3 protein-coding genes are annotated in these 2,906 nt (G+C 72.4%); 1 reads left to right on the top strand and 2 read right to left on the bottom strand.

Going from position 1 to position 2,906, the window contains the following annotated elements; translation table 11 throughout:
- Positions 1-235 precede the first annotated feature (235 nt).
- Positions 236-1,513: an ATP-binding protein gene (locus B8460_RS19290; RefSeq protein ID WP_048863253.1), complete on the bottom strand. Its 1,278-nt coding sequence runs from the start codon at positions 1,511-1,513 to the stop codon at positions 236-238.
- Positions 1,510-2,244: a response regulator gene (locus B8460_RS19285; protein WP_048863252.1), complete on the bottom strand. Its 735-nt coding sequence runs from the start codon at positions 2,242-2,244 to the stop codon at positions 1,510-1,512. The genes B8460_RS19290 and B8460_RS19285 overlap by 4 nt, the downstream gene beginning before the upstream one ends.
- Positions 2,245-2,562: 318 nt before the next feature.
- Between B8460_RS19285 and B8460_RS19280 the strand changes: the two genes are divergently transcribed.
- Positions 2,563-2,906 (top strand): hypothetical protein (locus tag B8460_RS19280; RefSeq protein ID WP_158322992.1); only part of this gene is annotated, 344 nt, incomplete at its 3' end.

Genomic DNA, 2,906 nt, shown 5'->3' with positions numbered 1-2,906 from the left:
GGGATGGGCACGCACGGCGCCGACGACGAGGGCCGCGCCGACGGCGGCGGGCAGGGCGGCGAACGCGATGCGCTTTGAGAGGGAAAGCATCGTCTGGCGACCTCCTTGGTCAGGCTTGTTCAGCAGCCTCAACCTAGGATCGCCGGGTAACGCGGTGCGGTCGGGCGGATGCGGGCGTGCATCGGAGTGTGACGGCGCATGACGCGCCGCCCGCGCAGCGGCGCATCCCGGCGGCTCAGGCGTGGCGGGGCAGTGTCAGTCGCACGCACAGGCCGCGCGGCACGCGGTCATGCAGCGTGAGCGTTCCGCCCTGGGCCGTCACCAGCGTGCGCGCGATCGCGAGGCCGAGGCCGCTGCCCGGCACCTCGGCGCCGGCGGCGGCGCGGTAGAAGGGCTTGAGCACGTTCTCGCGCTCCTCCGGCGGGATGCCCGGACCGTCGTCCTCGACGTCGATCTCGAGTCCGTCCGCTGTCACGCGCAGGCCGACGCGCGCCGCGCCGCCGAATTTCTGCGCGTTGTCGATGACGTTGTTGAGCGCGCGTTCGAGGGCGCGCGGCTGCACCCGCGCCGGGCAGTGCAGCGGGCCGGTATAGGTGACGTCGAACCCCGCATCGGCGAACTCGTCGCAGATCGTCTGCAGCAGGGCCGCGAGATCCACCGTCTCCGCCGGCTCGCGCCTCTCCTGCGACTCCAGCAGCGACAGGGCGGAGCCGATCATCAGCTCCATCATCCGCACGTCGCGCAGCAGCCGGCCGCGCAGGTTCTCGTCCTCGATCTGCTCGGCGCGCAGGCGGATGCGGGTCAGCGGCGTGCGCAGGTCGTGGCTGACCGCGGCCAGCATCCGGGTGCGCTCCGCGACGTGACGGCGCAGCCGGTCGAGCAGATCGTTGAACGCCCGCGCCAGCGCCCGGATCTCGCGCGTGCCCGCCTCGCGCAGGGCCGGGCGCGGGTCGGCTTCGCCGATCACCTCGGCCGCCGTCGCGAGCTGTTCCAGTGGGCGCGTGACCTGCCGCACCGCCCACAGCGACAGGGCGAGCAGCGGCACCGCCGTCAGGAACAGAAGAAACGAGATCGTCAGCACCGGGTGCAGCCAGCGCGGGCGCAGCCGCGCGGCGTCAAGATCGAAGCGGAGCCATTCGCCGTGTATCGGCACGCCGACGCTCACCCCCGCTTCGGTGATGCGTCCCCGCGCCGGCAGCGGCGCGAGCTGACGGTGCAGCACGGCGGCCATGCGGGGCGGCAGCGCCTGCCCGTCGGGCGGCGCGTCGGCCAGGTGGATGCGCAGGGTCCGCCGGTCCGCCGCCGCCACCGCCGTTGCGCAGGCCTCTTCCGGGATCGCCGCGCAGGCATGGGTGAAGATCGCCATCCGCTCGGTCGCGACGCGGAACTGCGGCGGCACTCCCTCGCGCATGCGTATCCAGATCACCGAAGAGATCACGTGCGCGATCAGCGTCGCCACGACGACGATCACCGCGACCTGTCCCGCGGTGCTGCCCGGCAGCAGGCGTCTCACGGGTCGCCCGTCAGCGTCACTTTCGGCGTGAACATGTAGCCGCCGTAGCGGACGGTCTTGATCAAGGTCGGATCGCGCGGATCAGGCTCGATCTTGCGTCGGAGCCGGCTGACCTGGATGTCGATGCTGCGGTCGAACACCGCCGCCGCGCGGCCGTGCAGCAGGTCGAGCAGCTGCTCGCGCGACAGCACCTTGCGCGCATGCTGGCAGAACACGGCGAGCAGGTTGAACTCGCCGCTGGTCAGCGGCACCCGCACGCCCTGCGGGTCGAACAGCTGGCGCGTCGCCGTGTCGAGCCGCCAGTCGTCGAACGTCATCGTCACCGGCCGGTCGGTCTGCGCCGCCTCGGCAATCTGACCGCGGCGCAGGACGGCACGGATGCGGGCGAGCAGCTCACGCGGACTGAACGGTTTCGGCAGATAGTCGTCCGCGCCCATCTCCAGCCCGACGATCCGGTCGGTCTCGCTGCCGAGCGCGGTCAGCATGATGATCGGCACGCTCGATCGCCCGCGCAGCCGGCGGCAGATCGCGAGCCCGTCCTCGCCCGGCAGCATCACGTCCAGCACGACCAGATCGACCCGCCCGGCCGCCAGGGTGCGGTCGATGCCGCGCCCGTCGGCGAGGCGCGTGACCCGCAGGCCATGATCGGCAAGGAAGCGCGACAGCATCATGCCGATCTCCGCGTCGTCCTCGACCAGCAGGATGTGCGGGGTGTCGGGCGGCGCGTTCATCGGGACCGACCGGCCGGGCCGGGGGGACGGACAGGTCTGGGCATGACCCCGCGATAGACGAGGCGCGCCGGGACGGAAAGACGCGCCCGGTTGCCCGCCGATAACCGTTTGTATCGGTCTGTGTGAAAAGACACCATTCCCGGTTGCCGATGTGGCTTCGGTCGACCACTCCTGATAGAGTTAATCTTGCCGAGCTGGCCTATCGTGGCCGGCCGGTAGGGCGATCGGCGGGAAGGCCGGCGGGCCGGGGTCATGTACTGCGCGAGGCACGCGACGATCATGAAGCGGACGGGGCGCCGCGGGTTGGCGGCGGCGGCCGTGGGCGGTCTCATCGCGGCCGGCCTGCTGGCAGGCTGCGGCACCAGCCGGCCGCTCGGCGTCGTCGATCTGGGACCGACCCATCTCGTCCTCCAGCGGACCGGCGGCACGCCCGCCCTGTCGGTCAGCGACGGCCAGGCGCCGCCCGCGCCGCTGCCCGACCTGACCGAGGCACGCATCGCCCAGGCCTGGAGCGTCGGGGATGCCGCCCTCGTGCTGATCGAGGGCAGGACCGACGCCTGTTCGCGCGCCTCGGTCCTGGCGTTGGCGCGCGACGGCGCCGTGTCCGTCCGGCGGATCGGCGCCTGCGACGACCGGTTCGCGTTCGGCGGCGACGGCCGGGC

The organism is Acidisphaera rubrifaciens HS-AP3 (genome assembly GCF_000964365.1).
Classification (GTDB): Bacteria; Pseudomonadota; Alphaproteobacteria; order Acetobacterales; family Acetobacteraceae; genus Acidisphaera; species Acidisphaera rubrifaciens.
Note: the sequence above shows the minus strand (reverse complement) of the source record. Positions and strands in the feature narration are given on the sequence as shown.